This is a genomic window from Melittangium boletus DSM 14713, assembly GCF_002305855.1.
Lineage (GTDB): Bacteria > Myxococcota > Myxococcia > Myxococcales > Myxococcaceae > Cystobacter > Cystobacter boletus.
In genome coordinates this window covers 2,409,344-2,430,371 of record NZ_CP022163.1, presented here as the reverse complement: position 1 = coordinate 2,430,371, position 21,028 = coordinate 2,409,344, and the positions used below count along the sequence as shown (strand labels likewise).

22 protein-coding genes are annotated in these 21,028 nt (G+C 70.1%); 13 read left to right on the top strand and 9 right to left on the bottom strand.

The annotated features are described in order from the left end of the window. Window positions 1-46: 46 nt before the first annotated feature. Window positions 47-925: a DNA-formamidopyrimidine glycosylase gene (gene mutM / locus MEBOL_RS10100; RefSeq protein WP_095977218.1), complete on the bottom strand. Its 879-nt coding sequence runs from the start codon at window positions 923-925 to the stop codon at window positions 47-49. A gap of 148 nt (window positions 926-1,073) precedes the next feature. Here mutM and MEBOL_RS10095 point away from each other — a divergent pair, with 148 nt between their 5' ends. Both MEBOL_RS10095 and MEBOL_RS10090 read left to right on the top strand, forming a co-directional pair. Continuing rightward, on the top strand, window positions 1,074-1,799 hold the full coding sequence (locus MEBOL_RS10095) for an SDR family oxidoreductase (protein ID WP_095977217.1): 726 nt from the start codon (window positions 1,074-1,076) through the stop codon (window positions 1,797-1,799). Further along, entirely contained in the window at window positions 1,796-2,632 is an 837-nt protein-coding gene (locus MEBOL_RS10090; RefSeq protein WP_095977216.1) for a dihydroneopterin aldolase, read from the top strand. Before MEBOL_RS10095 ends, MEBOL_RS10090 begins: the two co-directional genes overlap by 4 nt. A gap of 15 nt (window positions 2,633-2,647) precedes the next feature. Here MEBOL_RS10090 and ygfZ read toward each other — a convergent pair whose 3' ends face one another. Next, complete coding sequence (gene ygfZ, locus MEBOL_RS10085) at window positions 2,648-3,715, bottom strand: CAF17-like 4Fe-4S cluster assembly/insertion protein YgfZ (RefSeq protein ID WP_095977215.1); 1,068 nt, start codon at window positions 3,713-3,715, stop codon at window positions 2,648-2,650. A gap of 38 nt (window positions 3,716-3,753) precedes the next feature. On the opposite strand from ygfZ, the gene MEBOL_RS10080 reads away from it, so the two are divergent. Genes MEBOL_RS10080 through MEBOL_RS10070 form a run of 3 tightly spaced genes read left to right on the top strand, consistent with a single transcriptional unit; the run spans window position 3,754 to window position 5,803 of the window. Continuing rightward, complete coding sequence (locus MEBOL_RS10080) at window positions 3,754-4,080, top strand: cupin domain-containing protein (protein ID WP_095977214.1); 327 nt, start codon at window positions 3,754-3,756, stop codon at window positions 4,078-4,080. After that, a complete protein-coding gene (locus tag MEBOL_RS10075; protein WP_095977213.1) occupies window positions 4,077-5,402 on the top strand; it encodes a vitamin K epoxide reductase/DsbA family protein in 1,326 nt (441 codons plus the stop codon). The genes MEBOL_RS10080 and MEBOL_RS10075 overlap by 4 nt, the downstream gene beginning before the upstream one ends. Window positions 5,403-5,419: 17 nt before the next feature. Then, a complete protein-coding gene (locus tag MEBOL_RS10070; protein WP_095977212.1) occupies window positions 5,420-5,803 on the top strand; it encodes a translation initiation factor in 384 nt (127 codons plus the stop codon). Here MEBOL_RS10070 and MEBOL_RS10065 read toward each other — a convergent pair. From MEBOL_RS10065 to MEBOL_RS10050, 4 genes are all read right to left on the bottom strand, one after another. Further along, window positions 5,790-6,275 (bottom strand): methylated-DNA--[protein]-cysteine S-methyltransferase, encoded by a 486-nt coding sequence (locus MEBOL_RS10065; RefSeq protein WP_095977211.1) that lies wholly within the window; start codon window positions 6,273-6,275, stop codon window positions 5,790-5,792. The two genes, MEBOL_RS10070 and MEBOL_RS10065, sit on opposite strands and share 14 nt — an antisense overlap. Next, window positions 6,272-7,729: a DNA-3-methyladenine glycosylase 2 gene (locus MEBOL_RS10060; protein ID WP_095977210.1), complete on the bottom strand. Its 1,458-nt coding sequence runs from the start codon at window positions 7,727-7,729 to the stop codon at window positions 6,272-6,274. The genes MEBOL_RS10065 and MEBOL_RS10060 overlap by 4 nt, the downstream gene beginning before the upstream one ends. A gap of 100 nt (window positions 7,730-7,829) precedes the next feature. Further along, window positions 7,830-8,834, bottom strand: a complete 1,005-nt coding sequence (locus MEBOL_RS10055; protein WP_095977209.1) for an isocitrate dehydrogenase (NAD(+)) — start codon at window positions 8,832-8,834, stop codon at window positions 7,830-7,832. Window positions 8,835-8,901: 67 nt separating this feature from the next. Continuing rightward, window positions 8,902-9,681 carry a DUF2270 domain-containing protein gene (locus MEBOL_RS10050; protein WP_095982692.1) on the bottom strand — a complete coding sequence of 260 codons (780 nt, stop codon included), beginning with the start codon at window positions 9,679-9,681 and terminating at the stop codon, window positions 8,902-8,904. Window positions 9,682-9,734: 53 nt separating this feature from the next. On the opposite strand from MEBOL_RS10050, the gene MEBOL_RS10045 reads away from it, so the two are divergent. The 6 genes from MEBOL_RS10045 to MEBOL_RS10020 all read left to right on the top strand — a co-directional run bounded on the left by MEBOL_RS10045 (window position 9,735) and on the right by MEBOL_RS10020 (window position 16,062). Next, window positions 9,735-11,798, top strand: a complete 2,064-nt coding sequence (locus MEBOL_RS10045; RefSeq protein ID WP_095977208.1) for a response regulator — start codon at window positions 9,735-9,737, stop codon at window positions 11,796-11,798. 159 nt (window positions 11,799-11,957) lie between these two features. Then, on the top strand, window positions 11,958-12,581 hold the full coding sequence (locus MEBOL_RS10040) for a TIGR02265 family protein (RefSeq protein WP_095977207.1): 624 nt from the start codon (window positions 11,958-11,960) through the stop codon (window positions 12,579-12,581). A gap of 13 nt (window positions 12,582-12,594) precedes the next feature. Further along, the gene (locus MEBOL_RS10035; RefSeq protein WP_095977206.1) at window positions 12,595-13,281 is read left to right on the top strand and encodes an HAD family hydrolase; all 687 of its coding nucleotides are present in this window, start codon (window positions 12,595-12,597) and stop codon (window positions 13,279-13,281) included. Between the two features lie 246 nt (window positions 13,282-13,527). Beyond that, complete coding sequence (locus tag MEBOL_RS10030) at window positions 13,528-14,151, top strand: TIGR02265 family protein (RefSeq protein ID WP_157774852.1); 624 nt, start codon at window positions 13,528-13,530, stop codon at window positions 14,149-14,151. Continuing rightward, window positions 14,126-14,761 (top strand): TIGR02265 family protein, encoded by a 636-nt coding sequence (locus MEBOL_RS10025; protein ID WP_157774850.1) that lies wholly within the window; start codon window positions 14,126-14,128, stop codon window positions 14,759-14,761. The genes MEBOL_RS10030 and MEBOL_RS10025 overlap by 26 nt, the downstream gene beginning before the upstream one ends. A gap of 62 nt (window positions 14,762-14,823) precedes the next feature. Beyond that, complete coding sequence (locus tag MEBOL_RS10020; protein WP_095982691.1) at window positions 14,824-16,062, top strand: tetratricopeptide repeat protein; 1,239 nt, start codon at window positions 14,824-14,826, stop codon at window positions 16,060-16,062. A 5-nt stretch (window positions 16,063-16,067) separates the two neighbouring features. Here MEBOL_RS10020 and MEBOL_RS10015 read toward each other — a convergent pair whose 3' ends face one another. After that, window positions 16,068-16,688: a DUF4230 domain-containing protein gene (locus MEBOL_RS10015; RefSeq protein ID WP_095977203.1), complete on the bottom strand. Its 621-nt coding sequence runs from the start codon at window positions 16,686-16,688 to the stop codon at window positions 16,068-16,070. 42 nt (window positions 16,689-16,730) lie between these two features. On the opposite strand from MEBOL_RS10015, the gene MEBOL_RS10010 reads away from it, so the two are divergent. Beyond that, window positions 16,731-17,342: a 2OG-Fe(II) oxygenase gene (locus MEBOL_RS10010; RefSeq protein WP_179956404.1), complete on the top strand. Its 612-nt coding sequence runs from the start codon at window positions 16,731-16,733 to the stop codon at window positions 17,340-17,342. A 6-nt stretch (window positions 17,343-17,348) separates the two neighbouring features. On the opposite strand, the gene MEBOL_RS10005 is transcribed toward MEBOL_RS10010, so the two are convergent. Further along, a complete protein-coding gene (locus MEBOL_RS10005; RefSeq protein ID WP_095977202.1) occupies window positions 17,349-18,569 on the bottom strand; it encodes a zinc-dependent alcohol dehydrogenase in 1,221 nt (406 codons plus the stop codon). A gap of 133 nt (window positions 18,570-18,702) precedes the next feature. Further along, window positions 18,703-20,208, bottom strand: coding sequence for a Ppx/GppA phosphatase family protein (locus MEBOL_RS10000; protein WP_095977201.1), 1,506 nt, complete (start codon window positions 20,206-20,208; stop codon window positions 18,703-18,705). 108 nt (window positions 20,209-20,316) lie between these two features. Here MEBOL_RS10000 and MEBOL_RS09995 point away from each other — a divergent pair, with 108 nt between their 5' ends. Then, window positions 20,317-21,027: an Imm52 family immunity protein gene (locus MEBOL_RS09995; protein WP_157774849.1), complete on the top strand. Its 711-nt coding sequence runs from the start codon at window positions 20,317-20,319 to the stop codon at window positions 21,025-21,027. Window position 21,028: the final 1 nt, after the last annotated feature.

Sequence of the window (21,028 nt, the reverse complement as noted above, 5' to 3'; positions counted from 1 at the left end):
TCCTGTTCCAGGCCCCGTGGACATGAGAGTCGTTGTCACCACCGACTCAATCGGAGGGCAAGGGCGGAGGGTGCGGCTCGCCCATCGGGAGCGTGGCCTGGGCAGTGTCTCGTTCGGGCTGGCACGTGGGGCACCAGTGGGTGTTGCGCCCGCCCAGTTTTCCCGCGCGCACGCGATCTCCGCAGCGAGGACAGGCTTCGCCCGTGCGGCCGAAGACGTTGCGGTGGTGCCGGGCCCCTCCCTGCACGCCGAACAGGTCGCGCTGGGTGCCGCGCAGGCGGACGCCCTCGTCGAGCACCTCGAGGATGCCCTCGTACAGGCGCAGCAACTCCAGGGGACTCAGGGAGCCCGCCACGCGGCGGGGATGCAGGCCGGCGGACCACAGACTCTCGTCCGCGTCCCGGTTGCCGAGCCCCGCGAAGACCCGCTGATTGAGCAACACCGTCTTGAGCGGGCCTCGTCGCCGATGTAACTGCCGGGCGAGCACCTCGGGAGAGAAGTCGTCGGCCAGCGCCTCGGGGCCGAGTTCATTCAGCTTGAGGCGTTCGGCCAACTCCTCCGCGGGAGCGAGCGCCACCCGCGCGTAGCCGAGCGTGTCGCTGAACACCAACTCCTCACCGCCCTCCAGGCCGAACACGACGAGGGTGTCCTCGGGTTTCACGACGCTGAAGGGCCTCAGCCCCAGGTTCCCCCAGAGCATGAGGTGCAGGGCGAGCACCTGTCCGTCATCCAGGGTCAGCAGCATGAACTTGGCCCGACGCCTGGCGGAGAGCACCCGCCGCCCCGCCAGCCTTTCCGACAACTCCCTCGCCCTGGGAAAGCGCACGGCCGAGGGCACGAGCACCTCCGCGCCCGTGAAGCGCCTGCCCACCACCGCCTGCTGGAGGTCGCGCACCAGCGTTTCCACTTCGGGGACTTCCGCCATGGTTCCGTGTCCTCCCTTGACTTCTAAAGTAAGGAGCGGCCCAGACCGACTCAAGCGGTCCTTCCGGAAGAGGAGACCTCGGAAGTGGTGGGGAGGGAGGGCTCGTCTGGCTGACTGGGTCCGCCACCTCTGTTAAGGATGGCGCCCCATGGGGACCGCATTCATCACGGGCGCCGGCATCCGCGTGGGGATCGCGGTGGCTCGCGCCCTGGGACACGCCGGGTATGACCTGGCCCTTCACGCGAACCGCTCGGTGGACTCGGTGGAGGCACTGGCGGAGGAGTTCCGGGCACTCGGCCGCCGCGTCACCGTCCACGCCGCGGACCTCTCCCGCCCCGAGGCGGTGGATGAGCTGGGCGCCCGGGTGCGTGAGGCGCACCCGGCCCTGGACGTGGTGGTCCACAACGCGGGGCTCTATGAAGCCGTCCCCTTCGGCGCCATCTCCCGCGCGCGGTATCAGACGATGTTGGGCGTGAACCTGGACGCGCCCTTCTTCCTCACCCAGGCCCTGCTGCCTTGTCTGCGCGCGGGCACGTCGCCGCTGGTGGTGAACCTCACCGACATCGGCGGGGAGCGGCCCGTGAGCGGGTATGCGCACTATTCGGTGAGCAAGGCCGGGCTCATCATGCTCACCCGGGCCCTGGCGGTGGAACTGGCGCCCCACGTGCGCGTCAACGCCATCTCCCCCGGTACGGTGGCCTTCCCGGAGAACTTCAGCGCGGCCGAGCGCGAGGCCACGCTCCAGCGGATTCCCATGGGTCGCGAGGGCAGTGTGGAGGACATCGCCCGCGTGGTGCTGTTCCTCGCCCGCGAGGCTCCCTACATCACCGGTCAGGTGCTCGCCGTGGACGGCGGCAGGAGCGCGCAACTGTGAGCGCGGAGACCTTCGAGCTCCCCCGGGTGCTGGACGCGCGGGGCCGCCCGCTGGACGTCATCACCATCCGGGGCCTCACGGTGGACTGCATCGTGGGCATCTACAACCGCGAGCGCGTGGCGGCCCAGCCCCTGCGGCTCGACGTGGCCCTCTTCCTCGACACCCGGCCCGCCGCCGCGAGCGGGCGGCTCGCGGACACGGTGCACTACGGGCGGCTGTCCGGGGAGCTGCGCTTCATCCTGGAGGCCTGTCGCTTCGAGTTGCTGGAGTCCGCGGCGGAGGCGGTGTGCCAGTACCTGCTCGCGCCGCCCGCCGGGGGTTCTCCCCGTGCGCGGGTGCTCGAGGTCTCCGTGCGCCTCACCAAGCCGCTGGCGCTCGGCGGCGCGGCGGTGCCTGGACTCCAGGTGCATCGCACGGCGGAGGAGCTGGGGTACGGAGAGCGGGAGGCGCCGTTTGGTCACGTGGACGTGCTCCACGAGGGCGTGGGCTATGGCCTCTACCGCCTGCGCGTGAAGCCGGGGGGCGTCATCCCCGCGCATGCGCACCCGGTGATGGAGGAGAGTGAGTTGGTGCTCGGCACGGGGCTGCTGTTGCAGGGCCATGCGGTGGGCAGTGGCACCGCCTTTCACTGGCCCCGGGGTTTTCCCCACCGCTACGACAACCCCACGGACCGCGAGCAGATGGTGTTGTGCGTGGCCCGGCCCCGGCTGATGACGTCCGACGAGCGAGTGACGGAGCCTCCCGCCGAGGGGCTCGCCACCGTGCGGGGCCATGCGTACTACCCGGCCGAGGAGCAGGTTCCGTTGTCCGACGAGACCCTTCGTCCCGGGTGAGTCCCGCCGGTCGTCTCAGGAGAAGGGGAGGGCGGTGACGGTGGCCTCGCCGGGGCCCTCGCCCACGGTCAGCACCGTTCCCGGCTCCAGGTGGTCGCGGTGCACGTAGCCCAGGGCCCGGGACTCGTTCGCGCCGGGCGAGCGCGTCACGGTGGTGAGCCAACCCACCTTCTTGCCGTCCTTCTTGAGCTCGGTGCCGGGTGCCGCTCCGTCCGCCCCGAGGCGCAGGCCCGCCAGCTTCCGGTTCATGTGGCCCCGGAACGTGGCGCGGGCGATGACCTCCTGCCCGATGTAGCACCCCTTGTTGTACGAGATGGCGTGGGTGAGGTTGGCCTCGAGGGGGATGGTGGTGTCGACCATGTCCTGGCCGTAGCGCGGCACGCCCGCCTCCACCCGGACGACTTCCAGGGCCCGCCAGCCCACGGGCGCGAGCTCCAGGGGGCCTCCGGCCGTGACGAATGCCTTCCAGACCGCCTCCAGCCCTTGCCGGGGCACCAGCACATCCACCCCCTGGGCCTGCAACCGGGTGTTCCCCACGAGCAACACGTCCTGGCCCGCCAGGTGGACCGGCCGGGTGGCGTCCTGGGGCAGGGGCTCGGAGGGGGTGCCCAGCGCGGCCGTCAGCAGCTCGGGCGTCCGGGGACCGAGCAGCCGCAGGACGCCCAGCTCCTCCGTGGCGTCATGCAGCTCGGCGTCCTCGGAAATAAGAAATTTCTCCAGGAATTCCCTGACCTTGACGCCCAGCCCGGGTTCCACGTCCAGCAACAGGTCCGTGTCCCGGCGGAGGATGCGTGCATCTCCCACCATGGCGCCCTTCACGGTGATGAGCGCCGCGTAGGTGGAAGCACCGGCGGCCAGTCCCTTCACGTCCTGGGTCACCATGCCATGCAGGAAGCTTGTGCGGTCCTCCCCGGTTATCCGCAGCGCTTCTCGGTAGGTGGCGTCATGCAGCGCCACGGTTTCCCGGGCGGCCCGGTACTCGGCCGCTTCATTCCCGTAGTCGGACACGACTTCCCGGCCCTGGACATCCTGGAAACGGGCGCCTGCTTGCTCGTGAAGAAAATGCAGAGACAGCGGTTGCATGAGCGTCGCTATATAGAGGGCTGGGAGTGAATGCCACGATGGATGTGAAACACCTGTCGGACTACCTCGGCTTCGCCGCCGAGAAGCTCCAGAAGCACAACCTCTTCCAGTCCGAGCGCTTCTTCCTGGACGTCTACTGTCTGCTGCCCGGCCAGTCGCAGAAGCCCCACCGGCATGCCGCCTCGGACAAGGTGTACATCGTCCTGGAAGGGCAGTGCCGCTTCCGGCTCGGCGCGGACGACACCCTCCAGGGTCCCGGCGCCGCCCTCTTCGCCCCCGCGGGAGTCGAGCACGGCGTCACCAATGACGGCCCCGCCAACGCCCGTCTCCTCGTCTTGATGACCCCCCCTCCGGAGCACGCATGAGCAAGAAGGCCAATCCGCCCCCTCCTCCCCCGGTTCGCGGCGCCCAGGTGCTGCTCGCGCTGGGCCTCGCCGAGAGCGCGCTCTCCCTCTTCCAGTGGAGCCAGCTGCTCACCTTGCGCCAGGGCGGCGCCACCATGTGTGGCGTGTCCGACCACGTCAACTGCGAGACCGTGTGGAACTCGCCCTTCGCCAGCGCCGTGCACGAGTGGTTGCGCATGCCGGTGGCGGGGCTCGGCCTCGTGTGGGGCCTGGTCGCCGTGGCGCTCTCCGCGCTCTACCTCGTCTGGGCCAAGGGGGGGCGCCCCGTGCGGCCCGCCACCAACGGCTTGCGCCTGACGGCCGCCGCGGGCGTGGTCGCCTGTGTCGTGTTCGCCGCCGTGAGCGCGAGCACCGGCGTGTTGTGCCCCACGTGCCTGGGCACCTATGTGCTCACGCTCGCCTTCGCCGCCGTGGCGTTCAAGGGCTTGCCCGCGCCCGTTCTGCCCCAGGCGGGCGAGTGGGGCGCCACCCTTCAATGGGCCGGCGGCTTCGCGGTGGCGGCCTATATCGCGCTGCTCGTGCCGGGTCTCCAGACGCCCCGGGCGTCCTCCGCCCTCGTGGCCGCCACCCATGCCCCCATCGGCTCGCTGTCGGAGTACCTGGGCAGCCTCACCGCCGAGGAGAAGCAGGCCGTCTCCGACGCGCTCGCGCGCTACCGGCAGGACACCCCGCTGCCCGCCGCCTTCCCCGCGCGCCGCCTGCACGGCAACGCCTTCGCTCCGGTGAAGATGGTGGAGTGGACCGACAGCCGCTGCCCCCACTGCAAGGCCCTGGTGGAGGCCTTGGCCGTCATGAAGCAGCGCCTGCCCGAGGGCAAGCTGTCGCTGGAGGCCCGCCAGTTCCCGCTCGACAGCGCGTGCAACTTCTCCCTGCCGCCCCAGCTCAGTGACGGCTCGGGTACCCGCTGCCTGGCCGCCAAGGGGCAGATCTGCCTCGAGGGCGCTCCGGACTACTGGGAGCTGCGCGAGAAGCTCTTCGCCGCCCAGCGCTCGCTCACCAGCGGCGAGGCCATCATGGACGTGCTGTCCTCCGGCTCCGTGTCTCGCGCGCAGCTCGAGGCGTGCGTGAACACGCAGGACACCCAGCGGAAGATCCAGGAGGACGTCGCCTACGCCAAGCAGCATGAGCTGCGGGGCACGCCGCTCGTGGTCATCAATGGCCGAGAGGCCGCCGCCTTCCCGCCCTTCCTCTACGCGCTCGTCCTGGCGGATGGGAATCCGGACGCGGAGGTCTTCAAGACGCTGCCCGCGCCGCGCGCCATGCAGGCGCATCAGGCGCACTGAGTCCGGGAGCCGGCACCATGGGCAAGCGCGACAAGAAGCCCGAGGCGCCCGCCGCCCCGGCGCCCTTCCACAACCCCTTCGCCGCGCTCGGCTTGAATCGCGACGCGCTGCCTCCGGGCCCCGCGCCCCGGCCCGTGGAGGAGAAGGCGGAGTCCGCCAAGGGGCCCGCGCGCGCCGTGGTGCGCATGGAGCGCAAGGGCCGGGGCGGCAAGGAAGTGACGGTGGTGGAGCAGCTGGGCCTGCCGGAGGCCGAGCGCGAGAAGTGGCTCAAGGCCCTCAAGAACTCCCTGGGCTGTGGGGGCACCGTCGAGGACGACACCCTGGTGCTCCAGGGAGACCAGCGCGAGCGCTTGCCCGCGCTGCTCGAGGCCCGGGGCGTGCGCCGCGTCACCGTGGGGTGAGCCGCCGCTCGTGCTCGAGCAGCCACTGCTTGGTGGGCACGCCGCCCGCGTAGCCCGTGAGGGCTCCACTCGTGCCCACCACCCGGTGACAGGGCACGATGATGGAGAGGGGGTTCCTCGCGTTGGCGGACCCCACGGCCCGCGCCGCGCCCTCCCGGCCGACATGCCGGGCGAGCTGGGCGTAGGACCAGGTGCTGCCCCAGGGAATCTCCCGGAGCGCCTTCCATACGGCGTGTTGGAAGGGCGTCCCCACGGGGGCGAGGGGGAGGTCGAAGGCCCGCCGCTCGCCCGCGAAGTACTGCTCCAACTGCGCGCGGGCCTCGCGCAGCACGGGCAGGTCCTCCCGGGGGCTCGCGTCGAGCACGGGGGCGCCCTTGTGGTTCTCCATGTAGATGGCGGTGAGCGCGTCGTGCGAGGCGATGAGCCGCAGGGCGCCCACGGGGCTCGTGAGGGTCGTCGTGAACAAGGTCATCCGCCTGCTCCTGTCGAGAGTGAGTTCCAGAGGTGCATGACCGCGTAGGTGCGCCAGGGCCGCCAGGCCTCGGAGCGCGCCTCGGCCGCTTTCGCCGTCACCCCGCCGAGCGCCTTGCGAATGCCGAGATCACTCGCGGGGAAGGCATCTGGCCAGCGCAGGGCGCGCATCGCGACGTAATGCGCCGTCCATGGCCCGATGCCCGGCAGCGCATCGAGCGCCGCCAGCGTCTCGGAGACGTCGGCATGACGCTCCAGCCGGACCGTGCCGTCGGCGATGGCCCGGGCCACCGCCAGCAGGGTCCGGGCGCGCGCGCCGGGAAGGCCCAGGGACGCCACCTCGTCCTCGGAGGCCGAGGCCAACGTCTCTGGCCGGGGAAAGAGCCGGGAGAGCTCCGGATGGGGGCTGTCCACGGGCTCGCCGAAGCGCGCGACGAGCCGCCCGCTCAGCGTGGTCGCCGCCCGGACGGACACCTGCTGTCCGAGGATGGCGCGCACCGTCATCTCGAAGGGATCGAACGCCCCGGGCACGCGCAGTCCTGGAGTCGCCTGGACCCGCTGGGCCAGCAGCTCGTCGCGCGCGAGGCATTCCTCGATGACGGCGGGCTGGGCATCGAGATCGAAGAGGGCCCGCAGCCGAGCGGCCACCGGCATCAACGCGCCCGCGAGGGACAGGGAGAGCTCGGCCCTCAGCGAGGGGCGCTCCGGATCCCTCCGGACGATGAGCCAACCCGTCTTGTCTCCCAGTCGCACCGTGCGCCGGTATTCGGAATCGCCCACGTGCTCGACGCCGGGCAGGGCCCGTCCTTGGAGGAAGCCCAGCAGCGTGTCCCAGGCGAGCGGCGGGCGGTAGTCCAACCGCAGGACGAGCGCGCGCGTGCCCGGCTCCTCGCGTCCCCCGCGCCTGAGCTCCGAGGGGGGCCGGCCAAAGCGCGACTGGAAGAGCGCGTTGAAGCGCCGCACGCTCTGGAAGCCGCTGGCGAACGCCACCTCGGCCAAGGGGAGCGCGGTGTCCTGGAGGAGCTGCTTGGCCAGCGCCAGCCGCCGGGTCTGGGCCAACTCGACGGGTGAGACACCGAGCTCCGCCTCCATGACCCGGCGCAGGTGCCGGCTGGTGACGCCCAGCTCCTCCGCGAGCGTGTCGAGCGAGGACTCATTGAGGACGCCCGCCTCGATGCGCGCGAGCGCGGCCGTGGCGAGCCGGGACACGGAGTCCACGGGGGCGCCACCCGGGGCGAGCTCGGGGCGGCACAGGAGGCAGGCGCGGAAGCCCGCCTGCTCGGCCTCGGCGGCGGTGCGGTAGAAGGTGCAGCGCTCCGGGCGGGGCGTCTTCGCCGTGCACACCGGCCGACAGTAGATTCCCGTCGTCGCCACTCCGACGAAGAAGAGCCCGTCGAAGCGCCGGTCTCGCGCGGTGAGGGCCCGGTAGCACGTCTCGGCTCGCAGCGTTGGCATCACCCGGCTGTCGTAGCGTGGACGCCGGGGAGAGTCTGGCCGTTTTCGGACCCGACCGCGAAAATAGGGTCCGCCCCCTCGGACGGGGGCGGAGGGGAGGCTACAGCGCCGCGATGACGGCGTCGGTGAAGTCGCGGGTGGTGGCGGTGCCCCCCAGGTCGCCGGTGCGTGCCTTGCCCTCGGCGTGGACCTTGGCGAGCGCGCCCTCGAAGCGCCGCGCCGCGTCACCCAGCTCCAGGAAGTCGAGCATCATCACCGCCGACATCATCAGCGCGGTGGGGTTGGCCAGGCCCTTGCCCGCGATGTCCGGCGCCGTGCCGTGCACCGCCTCGAACATCGCCGTGCGCTCGCCGATGTTGGCGCCCGGCACCAGGCCGAGGCCTCCCACGAGGCCCGCGCACAGGTCGCTGAGGATGTCGCCGTAGAGGTTCTCCATCACCAGCACGTCATAGCGGCTCGGATCCTTCACGAGCTGCATGCACATGTTGTCGACGATGACCTCCTCGTACTGGATCTCCGGGAAGTCGCGGCCCACCTTGCGCGCGCAGTCGAGGAACAGGCCGTCCGACAGCTTCATGATGTTGGCCTTGTGCACCGCCGTCACCTTCTTGCGGCCGTGCTTGCGCGCGTGCTCGAAGGCGAAGCGGGCGATGCGCGTGCTGGCCTTCTCGGTGATGATCTTCAGGGACTCGACGACGCCCGGCACGATGATGTGCTCGAGGCCCGCGTAGAGGCTCTCGGTGTTCTCGCGCACCACCACCAGGTCCACGCCCTCGTAGCGCGTCTTGATGCCGGGCACGCTCTTGACGGGGCGCAGCGCGGAGTAGAGGTCCAGGCGCTTGCGCAGGCCCACGTTGGCGGAGGCCATGCCGCCGCCCACCACGGTGCCGGTGGGACCCTTGAGCGCCACGCCGTTGCGCAGCACGGATTCCACCGTGGCGTCGGGCAGGTTGGTGCCGAACTTCGCGATGCACTCGGCGCCCGCGTCCCGGCTCTCGAACTGAAGGGGAACCTCGAGTGCCTGGAGCACTCGGAGTGTGGCCGCCATCACCTCGGGGCCGATGCCGTCGCCATTGATGACCGTGACCGTACGCGGAGTCGTCATGGCGTTCGCTTCAACCACAAAAGGAGGGGGCTCGGAAGGAGGAAAACCCTCCCGGCCTCGTGCCTGGCTAATGCATGGGCGGAGTCTGGCGAGGGGGCGCGGAGGCGCCCTGGGTCCGGCGGCGCGGCGTGCGCGTGGCGTAGGGCCGGTAGAAGGACTCCCACAAGGGAGCGCGCCGCCCTCGCGGCAGGGAGCGCAGCTCGCCCATGGGCGCCCGGGTGAAGAACGAGGCCGCGAAGAGATAGGAGAAGACGAGCACCAGCATGAGCAGGAACAGCGTCACCACTTCGCCCGGGATGGGGCCCACGGCCGCCCGGTGCACGAACTCGCCCAGACCCTGGGGCGCCCGCGGATGGCTGTACACCTTGACGAACCAGGTGAGCGTCAGCACCAGGAGGATGGGGCCGTAGGCGCGGTTGAGCCGGGTGGAGATGGCGGAGAAGAGCGACAGGTGGATTTGCGGCCGCTCCACCAGGCTGACCAGCTCGCGGATGGCGTCCGGATCGATGGGCTCGCGCCGCAACAGGGGCACCCAGTAGCCGTTCTCCAGGAGCCGTACCCGGCGGATCCACAAGTCATAGTAGCGGTAGCGGCGCGCCTCGATGAGCAGGAACGACAGCACCATCCAGATGCCCACCAGGAAGACCACGGGCGAGGCGGAGCTGGACAGGCCGAAGGACACCACGGCCGCGGTGGTGGTGAGCGCCCAGTTGGTGGTGGTGTCCAGGCGGGAGCGCCAGGTGTCGGAGCGACTGAGCTCGCCTCGGAACAGCTGCGCCATGGCCGCGTCCGAGACCGGAGGCGGTTCGTATTCGTTCTTGTCGCGCTCGCTGGTGTCGTTCGCCATCCACGCCCTCTGGTCAGGTGCGCCCACCATGCCCACCGTGTCGTGGAGCAACCATGGTCATTCCCTTCCTCCAAAACACCCCGCCGCCGGTCGACCCCGTGGCTGCCCTGCTTCCCTTGTTGGAAGAGGAACCGGAGCGCGTGGTTCGCCTGTGGGCCAAGCGTCTGCGGGCGGAAACCTACGAGCTGGATCTCCCAGGACGGGATTTGCGCACCCCCCTGCGGGCCCTCATGAACGAGCTCGTCCGCCTGCTCAGGGATCGGGGCAGGGACGCCCTGCTTCTCTGGCCTGAGGTCGTACGGCCTCACGGCGCGCGGCGCTACAGCCAGCGCTTCGAGGCGGAGGATCTGGCGCGTGAATTCAAGGCGCTCGAGGAAGTGCTCATCTACCTCTACGCGCGGCGCAATGGCCAACGGGTGGAGGCCGAGGTGGCGTCCTTCATCGTGGAGCTGGTGGGCGAGGCGCATGCGTCGGCGCAGGCCTCCTACGCCCGGGTGCTCAAGACGGAAGAGGTGCGCTTTCGCGAGGCCGCGGTGATGGAGTCGGTCCTCCACCACGTGGACGTGGGCATCATGCTGGTGGAAGTGGATGGCGCGGTGTCCTTCGCCTCACCCCCCGTGAGCCGCCTGCTGGGCGTGCCCATGCGCTCGGTGGTGGGCACGCGCTCGTCCATGGCCCTGGCCACGGTGCTCTCGCAGGTGAACGCGCGCCATCCGGGGGGCGCGCCCTTCAAGGTGCTGGACATGCCCTTCACGCGGGCGTTGCGTGAGCGCTCGTCCGTACACGGGGTGTGGATGGGCGTGGAGCGGCCCGGGGGCGGCGAGGTCAGCCTGGAGCTGAGCGCCACGCCCATCTTCGAGGAGAACGGGGAGCTGGCCGGCGTCATCCAGACATTCACCGACCGGACGGAAGCGGCCAACAAGAGCAAGGCGCTGCTGAGCGCGCATGGCGAGCTGCGGCGGTTGCAGGGGCGGCTACTGCAGCGCACCCGCACCCAGGCGCTGGGTCAGCTCGCCACGGGCGCGGCGCACGCGCTCAACAACTTCCTCAACGTGCTGCGGCTGCGCATCACGCTCCTGCGGCGCGAGTTCAACCCGGAGCACCTGGACGCGCTGGACAAGACGGTGGGTCACGTGGGCGAGCTGGTGGCCCGGCTCCAGGAGTTCAACGTCCAGCGCACCGAGGAGCACCTGGGGGATGTGCAGGTGGACGCCACGGTGCGTGAGGCCCTGGAGTTGGTGGGCCCGGAGCTGGAGCAGCGCGAGCACCCAGTCACGGTGGAGCCCCGGCTGGGAGACCCCGGCGCGGTGCGGGCCGACGCGGGCTTCTTCCGCGAGCTGGTGGTGAACCTGCTCCTGGCCGAGCGCGAGCGGCTGGGAGACGAGGGCGGACACGTGGTGGTGGAGACACGCGAGTCGCCGGACGGAGAGGCGCTCCTGCGGGTGGAGGACTCCGGCCCCCCGTACGCGCTGGAGGAGATGACGCGCATGTTCGAGCCCCTGAGCCGCGAGGTGGGCGCTCCCCAGCGCTCGCTGCTCCTGGCGGTGTCGCGCGAGCAGGTGCGCCGCTGGGGCGGCGAGCTGACGGTGGAGAACCTGTCCGGGGGCCAGGGCGCGGCCTTCGTCGTGCGCCTGCCGCTCGTGCGCGCCGGGGCCGAGGAGGAAGCGCTGGCGCATGCGCGGAGCGAGGTGGAACCGCGGCGCTTGCACCCGACGCGCCGGGTGCTGGTGGTGGATGACGATCCCGACAACGCGCGGATGATGGCGGAGGTGCTCGGCGAGGAGGGCTATGACGTGAAGGTGGCTCACAGTGGCGACGTGGCCTTGAAGATGTGGGAGGAGCGGCGATACGACGCCGCCCTGCTCGACGCGGTGATGCCGGACCTGTCCGGCTGGGACGTGGCGCGCGAGCTGCGCAAGCGCTCTCCCCAGGCGCTCCTGGCCATCGTGACGGGCATGGATGTGCGAGGACAGAACCGGGCCAACCTCGCCCTGGTGGACGCCGTGTTCCGCAAACCCATCGACGTGGGGGCCTTGGACGACTTCCTCGGCCAGGCGCAAGCCCCTTCCTCGCCCGGTGGCATCGGTCCTCGGGAGGATGCCCCCGCTCCCGAGTAGGCAGGTATTTCCTGTCTGGTTTGTTTTGCGGTGCGGCCGGATGGTAAAAATCCGGTGGGGTTGACTGCCCGGCAATGGACAGACACCGCCGCGCTGACACGAGGTACGCAGAAGGCTACGGTGCAGGACATATGGCGCTCCGGTAAGAAGGAGGGACGTATGTACATGCATGGTGAGCGGCACGTGGGGGCGGTCATGCCCGGCTCGGATGAGGATCTGGCGCGACGTCTGGCCATGGCGTCGCCCTCGGACACCGCGCGCGGCATGTTCCTGCGCTCCACGTTGGACGCGGTGCGCTGCCTGGGGGACGAGTCGGCCGTGCGCGACTGCCAGCGGGCGGGGGGCGAGGACAAGCTGGTGGACTTCTTCATCTACCCCGTCAGCTCCAACCTGCGGATGTTGTTCAGCGCGGCCCGTCTCCTGGAGGACCGCTGTGGCGGCCTCGACGAGGCCCTGCGCGCGCTGGGCTACCGGGCCGCGGACAACTTCCTGTCCTCCGCCGCGGGCATGGCGCTGCTGCTGCTGGCCAATGGCGACGTGAAGCGGCTGGTGGATCACCTGCCCTCGACCTACCGGGCCTCGGTGAGCTTTGGCACGCGCACCATGGTGTGGACGGGTCCCACCCGCTGCCGGCTCACCATGTGCCACGAATTCATGCCCTATCCCTTCCACGAGGGGGTGTTGATGGGCGTGCTGGACAAGGCGAACGCGCGCGACGTGCGGGTGCGGGGCCAGCAGCTCTCCACGCTGGAGAGCGAGTACGAGGTCTCCTGGGAGTCGTGATACTGCCGGAGGCATGTCCCCTCCGCTTCGTCCCCCCGCGGCCGCCGCCATCTTCGATCTGGATGGCACCCTCGTCGACAACATGCGCTTCCACGTCCAGGCGTGGAGCAGCTTCTCCCAGGCCCTGGGCATCGACACGCCCGCGGAGCGCTTCGAGCGGGAGTTCGCCGGCAAGCGCAACGAGGAGATCCTCCCGGCGCTGCTGGGCCGCAGCCTGCCGCCCGAGGAGCTGACGCGCCTGGCCGAGCAGAAGGAAAGCCACTACCGGGAACTCTTCAAGCCGCACCTGGCGCCCCTGGGCGGAGCCCGGGCACTGCTCACGCGCTTGAAGGCGGGGGGCAGGGGCCTCGCGGTGGCCTCGGCCGCGCCCCGGGTGAACCGGGACTTCGTGCTCGACGGGACGGGCCTGCGCTCCTTCTTCTCCCAGGTCGTGGGCGCCGAGCACGTGACGCGGGGCAAGCCCTTTCCGGATCTCTTCCTCGCCGCCGCCCAGGCCCTGGGCGCCGAGCCCTCCGCGTGCGTCGTCTTCGAGGACGCCGTCAATGGTGTCCTCGCGGCGCGCGCGGCGGGCATGTTCGCGGTGGGCGTCACCACCCTGGCCTCCGCCGAGATGCTGCGCGAGGCGGGTGCCCATTGGGTCATCGATGACTTCACCGCCCTGCCCGAGGAACTCGCGCAATGGCTGGTTCCCTCGCTGTGACAGGATTGTGGGAATCCCATTCCGCTGAAATCCGGGTAATCCCATACGACTGAATGCTTTCAGCGCGCCGGTAGGACCTATCTACTGGGAGTGCAAACCCACAAGGTGAATGGACAGACGGAGCGTGTCTGTCCTCCGGTCTGGGAAAAAGAGATGAGGGGAGTCGTGGCACTGCTGACAGTCCGTGCGGGATGCCCTACGCTCGCGGCTTCCTCGTTCGGACTGGTGGCCACCAAGGGGGCAGTCATGGTCGTGGGTCTCAGCGCGCGAACCGGATGGGAAAAGGCAGACGGATGGGAGGGCGAACTCGAGCGGCGCATCTGTCTGTCCGCGCGGGAGGACACCGTGCGAGGCATGTTCTTCAATGGCACGCTCGATGTGTTGCGCTCGCTGGGCCACCAGGAGTTGGCGCGTCACTGTTTGGATGAGAGCGGGGAGCCCTACTTCCTGGACTTCTTCAACTACCCGGTGCGGATGCACTACCGGATGGTGGCCACGGCGCTGCCCGCGCTGGCGGATGCGTACGGGGGCTCCGAGGAGGCATTGCGTCAATTGGGCCGGCTCGTGGCCCATCGCTTCCTGCGGCTCGGGGTGGGCAAGGTGATGTTGTCCCTCAAGCCCCTCAGCCCTCGGCAGCTTCAATCCACGCTCCCCATGGCCTACCGCACGGCGGTGAGCTTCGGCGAGTACGCGGTGCGTTGGATGGGGCCACAAAGTGGACGCTTCACGTCGAGGCGCGATTTCATGCCCTATCCCTTCCATGAAGGCGTGATGCAGACCTCCCTGGAGTTGTGGGGGGGACGTGCGGTGCGAGTGAGTGGCCGTCAGACAGGTGGGCTCGATAGTGAATGCGACTTCTGGTGGCAGTGAGATGTTGGAGTTGTTCTCGCGTGATTCGTCCTGGGAGCAGGAGTCGTCGTGGACGCCCCGGTTGGCGTTGACGACTTCCGAGGACATGGTCCGTGGACTGTTCCTGCAGAGCGGACTTCGCGCCATCCGGGCGCTCGGGGATGAGTCCCTGGTGGCGCGTTGCGCCTCCGTGTGCGGACAGGCGAGCTTCTTCGACTTCTTCAACTACCCGGCCAGCGTGCTGGTGCGGATGCTGTCCACGGCGGTGCCCCCACTGGTTCGGCGCCATGGCGAGGCGGAGCACGCCCTGTGGTTGTTGGGCAACTGCGTGGGCATGGACTTCCTGGAGTCCGAGTCGGGCCGCGCCATGTTGATGCTGATGCGGGGCGAGGCCAAGCGCCTGATGAACCACCTGCCCGCCGCCTATCAGATGTCGCTCACCGGTGCGCGCTCGATCCAGTGGCTGGGCCCCCAGCACTGCCGCTTCGTCATGGCTCGAGACTTCCTGCCGGCCTCGTTCCACGAGGGCCTGCTGGTGTCCTTGCTCGAGCGCATGAACACCGGCCGGCTCCATGTGGAAGGCCTCCAGACGGGTCCGCTGACCAGCGAGTATGACATTACCTGGCGTTGAGGCGGCGCGGTTGAGCGGGTGGGGATGACTCGCCGCTGGTAGACTGCGTGGCCGTGGATTTCATGGCGCTGGAGCGGATTCGTCGCAAGGTGGAGGCGGGTGAGCCGTTGGAGGCGGCCGAGCTGGAGCGGTTGCGCGAGGCCGCCCGGAACACGCCCGGGCCCATGCTCCGGCTCGCCCTGGCGCATGCGTGGATGAACGCGGGCGCGGAGCGCGAGGCCCTGGGGTTGCTGGAGTCCTTGCGTCGCGACTTTCCCCAGGAGGTGCAGGTGCGTCTGGGGCTCGCGCGGGCCCTGCTCGGTCTGGAGCGCACGGGCGAGGCGGAGACCGCGCTGCGCGAGGCGCTCGTCCTCAACCCGGGAGATCCCGAGGCCCTCAAGGTGCTCGGGGTGCTGGCGCTCCAGCGGGGCGAGCATGCCCGGGCGCGGGCGCTCGTGGCCGAGGTGCTGGAGCGCGACCCCTTCGACGCCGAGGCGCGATTGCTCAAGGAGGAGTTGGAGGCGGTGACGGTGGCCCCTCCACCGCCCACGCCGAGCCCCGCGTCGCGCCCGGAATTCACCGCCGCGCTGCTGGCCGCGCTGCACCGCGCTGGAGTGGCGTGCCGGCGGCAGGGCCGGCACTTGTTGGTGAAGCTCGCCTCGGGCGAGGTGGGCCGGGTGGAGGTGGATTCGCTCCATGCCGCCTATCGCGAGGGCGGGCGGGAACTGGCGGCCGCCGTGGGCGAGTGCGTGGCACGGCTCCAGGGGTTGTCGGCTCCCTCTGGCGAGCCGGAGGCGCTGGAGCACCGGGTGCGGCCCGTGCTGCGGCCCGCGTCCTTCGTGCACCAGGCGGTGGGGGCGCTCCACCGCCCCGCGGGCGGAGGACTGGAGGTCTTCTACGTCCTGGAGGACGAGGCCTTCGTGCGCTACCTGCCCGAGGCCTCGCTGGCTCCGGCCGGAGTGTCTCCCGCTCAGGTGGACGCATGGGCCTGGCGCCACCTGGAGGACGCTCCCGCGCCCGTGCGGCCCGTGGGCGTGGAGCAGGGGCGGGTGGTGCTCGTCCCGAAGGGCTCCGGACTGTGGGCGGTGGCGGGCGGCGATGGGTATGACGGCTCCCGCCTGCTGACGGAAGGGCAGCGGCGGCGGCTCGTGGCCGAGGTGGGCGAGGGCCCCTGGCGTGTCCACCTGGGCTGGCGGGAGTTCGCGCTGATCTGCCGCGAGGCGGACGCGGCCGCGGTGGCGTCACTCGCCGGGCTGGGCCACGCGGGGGATGGAATCCCGGGCCTGTTCCGGCTCGGAGACGGCACGCTCGAAGCGGTGTGACGCCCTCACCCCGCGGTGGCGCGAGGGGGCAGCACGTCCACCACGTTCACCTGGCGGAAGCCCAGCGAGAGGAACAGCACGCGCAGCGTGTTCTCCGCGGAGGCGCGGGCCCGGTCCCTCAGGCGGGCATCGCCCTTCACCTCGCGCTCGAAGGCCTCGCGGGCCTTCTCCAACAGGAGCGTCGTCTGCGCGCTGTCCAGGTTGGAGCCGATGATCTCCGTGTCCCCGGGTTTGAGCTCCACCTTCACCTCGAGCGGAGGGAGGACCACGTCCACCCGGGTGCCCTGGACGCGCAGCCGGGTGTCGTCCACCCGTCCGAAGTCGTAGCCCAGGTGCACGTCGGCGAAGACGATGGCGCGGCCGCGGGGGGTGTTCAGGCTGTAGCTCGCCCAGTTGATGACGTCCTTCCAGAGCGAGTCCGTGCTCCGGGGCTCCGGGGAGAACTCCACCTTCTTGTAGAGAGAGACCGTCAGGGTCTCCAACCGGGCCACCTCGCGCACGCGGGTGACGAGCGCCGGGGTCTCGGGCAGGGGCTCGGCGGTGGGCCGTGTCCAGAGGAAGGCGCCCACGGCGCCGATGGCGAGAGCGAGGAGGACGGGCAACACCCGGAGGAGGAGGCGCACCATGGTCCGTCATTCTATCCGGAGTGGGGTAGGGTTCGCCGCGCCATGCGTCGGGTGTCGCCGCGAAACGAAGAAATCCAATCACTCGGGGAGCGGGGCTGGTTCACCCGCGAGGACTTCCTCGGTCAGGCCGAGGCGCGCGCGATTCACGCGGAAGCGCTTGCCCGGGTGGACGCGGGGCGGTTGCGCCCGGCCGGCATCCGCCGGGGCGCGGATCACGCCCTGGATCGCGCCACGCGGGGTGATCTCATCACCTGGGTGGAGCCAGGAGAAGGCGAGCCCGCGCTCGGCCGGCTGTTCGAGGCGTTCTCGGTGCTGGGTGAGGCGCTGTCGGCCGAGGCCTATCTGGGACTCGGGCGCTTCGATTTGCAGCTCGCCTGCTATCCGGGCGGGGGCGAGCGCTATGCCCGGCATGTGGACGCCTTCCCAGGGCAATCCAACCGGCGCGTCACCGCCATCTACTACCTCAACCCGGATTGGGTGCCCGCCCACGGTGGCCTCCTGCGGCTCCATGCCGAGGAGGGCGTGGTGGATGTGGCGCCGAGGCTCGATTCGCTCGTGGTGTTCCTCAGCGAGCGCATCGAGCACGAGGTGCTGCCCGCGCATGCGCCCCGGCTCGCGCTCACCGCCTGGTACTACGGGCGCACGGCGGGGTAGGGCGGCTCAGGTGAGCAGCTGGGGCTCGAGTTCCACCTTCAGCCAGCCGGGCTGGCGCGTGTCGAAGGCGCGGTAGGCCTCGATGGCGCTCGTGATGGGCTTCACATGGGTCAGCAGCTCCGTGGGCTCCACCGCGCCCGTGCGCACTAGCTCCAGCAGCAGGGGGATGTACTTGCGGTGATGGCAGTTGCCCATGCGCAGCGACAGGTTCTTGTTCATCGCCTTGCCGATGGGGAACGTCTGCATCTGCTCTGGGTACACGCCGATGATGGAGAGCGTGCCCGCCTTGGCCAGGGCCTCCACCGCCCAGTTGACCGCCTGGAGCGGCGCGTCTCCCGGGACCCAGTTGTCCCCATCCGGATTCGTCTTGGGCGCGGCTTCCTTCTGCTCGCGCTTGAACTCGGCCTTCTGCTTGTTCGCGGCCCTGCCCGCGGGCCCGTGGTGCGCGTGCATGGAGTCCACACCCACCGCGTCGATGGCCCGATCCACGCCGATGCCGCCCGTCAGCCGGAGGATCGTCTCGACGGGATCCTCCTTCTCGAAATGGATGACCTCGGCGCCCTGCTTCCGGGCGGCCTCCAGCCGGTCCGCGTGACAGTCGATGGCGAAGATGCGCCCGGCGTTCATCAGTCTGGCGCTCAGGATGGTGAACTGGCCCACGGGTCCGCAGCCGAACACGGCCACGGTGTCTCCCGCCTTGATCTCCGCGAGGTCCGCCCCGAAGTAGCCCGTGGGGAAGATGTCCGACAGGAGGATGGCCTCCTCGTCCGCGACCTCGTCGGGAACCTTCACCAGTCCCACGTGGGCGAAGGGCACGCGCGCCTTCTCCGCCTGCAATCCGTGGAAGGGCCCTGTCGTCGCCGGACCCCCGAAGAACGCCGTACCGGCCCGTTTGCCGTGGGGATTGGCCACATCACATTGCGCGTAGTAGCCCGCGCGGCAGTACGAGCACGCCCCGCACGCGATGGTGGAGCAGATGACGACCCGGTCGCCGATATCCAGGTTGCGCACGTCCTTGCCCAGGGCCTCGATGACGCCCACGCCCTCGTGGCCGAGGATGGTGCCCGGCTTCATTCCCGGCATCGTGCCGCGCACCATGTGCAGGTCCGTGCCGCAGATGGCGCTCGCCGTCAGTTTGACGATGGCATCCGTGTCGTCCTGAAGGACGGGCTCGGGGACCTCGTCGAGCCGGATATCTCCAATTCCATGAAAGACGACCGCCTTCATTGCCGCTCCTCCGCGTTGAGGGAAACCGGGTCGCGCATGCCAGGGCATGGGACTGCTTCCGCATAGGGGTGGGCATGCCGGTGGGACGCGGCCAGAAGGGGTTGCCTCCCTTGATGGAGGGCGAGCGGCGTGGCTAGCGGCCGAGGTGCGGCACCAGCCGTTTGCCGAAGACCCGGCGGAAGAGGGCCACTTCCCGCTCCACCATCCACAACTCCAGGTCCACCGGTTGACGGGCCTTGAGGTGCAGGGACACCGTGTCGCGGCCGTTGGTGGCGCGCAGTTCCTTCACGGGCTGATGGTGGCCGCCATCCAGGGCATTGGCCACCCGGAGCAGCGTGGCCAGCTTGCGCACCAGCCGTGCCTCGGCGGCGCTCAGCCCCTGCATGCCCGAGTGATGGAGCTCGGGGGGACTTCGCTGGTGGTAGCGCGCCACGCGGGCCACCAGTTCGCGCTCATGGTCCGCGAGCCCCGGGATGTCGCTGTTGTGGATGAGGTAGTAGGTGTGTTTGTGGTGGCGCTCATAGCTGACGGCATTGCCCACGTCGTGCAGCAGCGCCGCTGTCTCCAGGTAGGGTCGGCACGACAGGGGCAGGTTGTGCAGCGCCGCCAGTTCGTCGAAGAGCGTGAGCGCCAACCTCGCCACCTGGCGCGCGTGCTTCTCGTCGAAGAGCAGCCGCCGCCCCATGGCCACCGCCGCGTCCGCCAGCGAGTGATCCTCGCGGTGCTCGTCCTGCCGGTAGAGCAGGTCCACGAGCAGCCCATCGCGCAGGCCCCGGTTGACGGCGGTGATGCTCTCCACACCCAGGTGCCGCGCCGCGCGTTCGAGGATGGTGGCGCCCGCCACGATGATGTCCGCGCGCCGGGGATCGAAGCGCTTGCGCCGCCGCTCGGGCGTCATCTCCGACAGCATGTCCACCGCGCTCGTGAGCTGGCGCAGGGACGCGTGCGCGGTGCCCTCGCTCGCCGCGAAGCCCACCACGGCGTTGATGGTGCCCGAGGAGCCGAGGGCCACCCGGGGGGAATTGGGCAGCCGCTCGGGGATGGCCTTGCGCAACTGCTCCTCCACGTAGCTGCGCATGAGCCGCAACCGCTTGGGCGTCACCTTGCCGGAGGCCTCGAACATCTCGGTGATCCGCACCGACCCGAGCGCCAGACTCCACAGCTCGTCCGGCCTTTCCCCCGTGGCGAGCGCCACCTCGGTGGAGCCGCCGCCGATGTCCACCAGGAGGGAGCGGACATGGGGGGGCTTGCGGTGCAACACGCCCAGGCAGATGAGGCGTGCCTCCTCCTTGCCGCTGACCACCTCCAGGTTGAGCCCCGCTTCGTCGCGTACCCGCTGGACGATCTCCTGCTGGTTCCTCGCGTCGCGCATGGCGCTGGTGGCCACGGCTCGCACCCGCGCCTTGTGCTTGCGGCACAGGGCCGCGTAGCGCCGCAACGTGGACAGGAGCCGGTCCGCCGTTTCCTCGGGCATCGAGCCGGTGGCGAAGACGCCCTCTCCCGGGCGGATGGGGTCTCGCTCCTGGTGGAGGGTTTCCAGCGCGCCGTCGGCATCGGGCCGGGCCAACTCCAGGCGGACGGCGTTCGTGCCCACGTCGATAGCGGCGAGCACGGTCTGGGGCGGGGCGGCTGTTGACATGAAGGTCCTTGAATATCAGACGTTTCGGTGCTGTCCGAGGCCTGAAGAGGAGCGGCCGGATACGCTTCCCGATGGTGCCTTTGTTACCCATGGCGTATGACATGGCCAATGGAACGTTTCCAGGCGGGAGCACATTGGGCAGGTCGCAAGGAGTCCGCTGGGGAGTGTGCCCGGCGCGCCGGGCTGCTCTTCGCCTCGTTGGCGGAATGCGATCCGGCCTATGCCCGCTGGTTCGAGTACGCGTATTCACGCAAGAACGCGCTGACGCTGCCGTTCGAGCCCACCCAGGACACGTTCCTGCGCTTCTTCGAGCGCAAGAAGTACCGGCTCGGCCGGGATGCGTTCTACTTCGACGCCTGGACCGGAGAGGAGCGGGAGGGGCGGGGTGGCCAGCTGAGCTTCACCTGCGGCTCGGGCCTGCCCTTCTACGCCAACGGGTGTGTGCTCCACCTGCCGCGTGAGGAGCCCGCGGCGGGGCGGGTGCTCACCGTTCCGGTGCTCAAGAAGGTGGTGAACGCTCTGGTGCGCGCCTGGGAACCAGACCGGTGTGTCATCCTCTCCGAAGATGACCCGGCCTCGAAGAGGCTCGCGGAACCGACGGGCGCCTGCCTTGGCTGGTTCATGTACTTCTCACGTGCTCGGGGACGCGTGCCGGCCCTTCCGAAATCCGTGCGGGTGGAGCCCGTGGAGGATCGGGGCTCGCTCATCATCCTCACCCCGGAACCCTTTTCCCGGGGGAACACGGCGCACATGGACCTGGCCGCGCGTGTGCGCGAGCGGCTGGAGAAGGCGGGACTCCTGCCGCCTGTCTCCGGCTGAG

What these genes read in the sequence shown, in the direction of transcription:
- mutM (WP_095977218.1), bottom strand. Translation starts at nt 925, where the DNA reads ATGGCGGAAGTCCCCGAAGTGGAAACGCTGGTGCGCGACCTCCAGCAG.
- MEBOL_RS10095 (WP_095977217.1), top strand. Translation starts at nt 1,074, where the DNA reads ATGGGGACCGCATTCATCACGGGCGCCGGCATCCGCGTGGGGATCGCG.
- ygfZ (WP_095977215.1), bottom strand. Translation starts at nt 3,715, where the DNA reads ATGCAACCGCTGTCTCTGCATTTTCTTCACGAGCAAGCAGGCGCCCGT.
- MEBOL_RS10080 (WP_095977214.1), top strand. Translation starts at nt 3,754, where the DNA reads ATGGATGTGAAACACCTGTCGGACTACCTCGGCTTCGCCGCCGAGAAG.
- MEBOL_RS10075 (WP_095977213.1), top strand. Translation starts at nt 4,077, where the DNA reads ATGAGCAAGAAGGCCAATCCGCCCCCTCCTCCCCCGGTTCGCGGCGCC.
- MEBOL_RS10070 (WP_095977212.1), top strand. Translation starts at nt 5,420, where the DNA reads ATGGGCAAGCGCGACAAGAAGCCCGAGGCGCCCGCCGCCCCGGCGCCC.
- MEBOL_RS10065 (WP_095977211.1), bottom strand. Translation starts at nt 6,275, where the DNA reads ATGACCTTGTTCACGACGACCCTCACGAGCCCCGTGGGCGCCCTGCGG.
- MEBOL_RS10060 (WP_095977210.1), bottom strand. Translation starts at nt 7,729, where the DNA reads ATGCCAACGCTGCGAGCCGAGACGTGCTACCGGGCCCTCACCGCGCGA.
- MEBOL_RS10055 (WP_095977209.1), bottom strand. Translation starts at nt 8,834, where the DNA reads ATGACGACTCCGCGTACGGTCACGGTCATCAATGGCGACGGCATCGGC.
- MEBOL_RS10050 (WP_095982692.1), bottom strand. Translation starts at nt 9,681, where the DNA reads ATGGCGAACGACACCAGCGAGCGCGACAAGAACGAATACGAACCGCCT.
- MEBOL_RS10045 (WP_095977208.1), top strand. Translation starts at nt 9,735, where the DNA reads ATGGTCATTCCCTTCCTCCAAAACACCCCGCCGCCGGTCGACCCCGTG.
- MEBOL_RS10040 (WP_095977207.1), top strand. Translation starts at nt 11,958, where the DNA reads ATGTACATGCATGGTGAGCGGCACGTGGGGGCGGTCATGCCCGGCTCG.
- MEBOL_RS10035 (WP_095977206.1), top strand. Translation starts at nt 12,595, where the DNA reads ATGTCCCCTCCGCTTCGTCCCCCCGCGGCCGCCGCCATCTTCGATCTG.
- MEBOL_RS10030 (WP_157774852.1), top strand. Translation starts at nt 13,528, where the DNA reads ATGGTCGTGGGTCTCAGCGCGCGAACCGGATGGGAAAAGGCAGACGGA.
- MEBOL_RS10020 (WP_095982691.1), top strand. Translation starts at nt 14,824, where the DNA reads ATGGCGCTGGAGCGGATTCGTCGCAAGGTGGAGGCGGGTGAGCCGTTG.
- MEBOL_RS10015 (WP_095977203.1), bottom strand. Translation starts at nt 16,688, where the DNA reads ATGGTGCGCCTCCTCCTCCGGGTGTTGCCCGTCCTCCTCGCTCTCGCC.
- MEBOL_RS10010 (WP_179956404.1), top strand. Translation starts at nt 16,731, where the DNA reads ATGCGTCGGGTGTCGCCGCGAAACGAAGAAATCCAATCACTCGGGGAG.
- MEBOL_RS10005 (WP_095977202.1), bottom strand. Translation starts at nt 18,569, where the DNA reads ATGAAGGCGGTCGTCTTTCATGGAATTGGAGATATCCGGCTCGACGAG.
- MEBOL_RS10000 (WP_095977201.1), bottom strand. Translation starts at nt 20,208, where the DNA reads ATGTCAACAGCCGCCCCGCCCCAGACCGTGCTCGCCGCTATCGACGTG.
- MEBOL_RS09995 (WP_157774849.1), top strand. Translation starts at nt 20,317, where the DNA reads ATGGAACGTTTCCAGGCGGGAGCACATTGGGCAGGTCGCAAGGAGTCC.